Source organism: Pseudoxanthomonas kalamensis DSM 18571, assembly GCF_010211745.1.
Lineage (GTDB): Bacteria > Pseudomonadota > Gammaproteobacteria > Xanthomonadales > Xanthomonadaceae > Pseudoxanthomonas_A > Pseudoxanthomonas_A kalamensis.
In genome coordinates this window covers 1-687 of the sequence record NZ_PDWQ01000052.1, presented here as the reverse complement: position 1 = coordinate 687, position 687 = coordinate 1, and the positions used below count along the sequence as shown (strand labels likewise).

Below are 687 nucleotides of genomic sequence, written 5' to 3'. Positions count from 1 at the left end.
GTGCAGCGCCTCGCGATTGAAGTCATCCACCACGTTGAAGGTGCGAAAGCGTCGTCCGCATGCCAGCGCATCGCTCATGAAGTCGACCGACCAGACCGTGTCTGGCAGCCTCGGCACGTAGAGCGGCACCCGCTCACGCTTGGGAAGGCGACGCTTTGCAGCGCGGCGTAAGTTGAGCTTCATGGCCTTGTAAACGCGATAGATGCGTTTGGGATTCCAGCCTGGTTGCTGCTTGCGAAGGTAGTCGCTGCACTTCCAGAAGCCACGACTGGGGTGCGCTTCAACGTAACGCGCGATCTCGGCAATCAGCTCGGCATCGCGCACCGTCCAGTCCAGAGGCGGTGCGTACCAAGCGGCACGCGGCAGCCCGACGCATGCACAGGACCGGCGCAACGGCCGCGCGTGGACCTCGATAAGGAACCGCACCGCCTCGCGTTTACGCGCCGGCCCTAGAGTTTTTTTGCGATCAGGTCCTTCATCGCCGCGTTGTCGAGCGCCAACTCGGCGTACATCCGTTTGAGCTTGGCGTTCTCGGACTCGAGCTCCTTGACCCGCCGCAGCTCGGACGCCTCCAAGCCGCCGTACTTGCTCTTCCACTGGTAATAGGTCGCCGTGCTGATGCCGACTTGGCGACAGATGTCTTTGACTGGAACGCCTGCGTCGGCCTGCTTGAGCGTGGCGATGATC

1 pseudogene is annotated in these 687 nt (G+C 62.4%); it reads right to left on the bottom strand.

Annotation, left to right across the window (positions count from 1 at the left end):
• Positions 1-686, bottom strand: a pseudogene (locus CSC70_RS13915) (transposase); the annotation flags it as partial.
• Position 687: the final 1 nt, after the last annotated feature.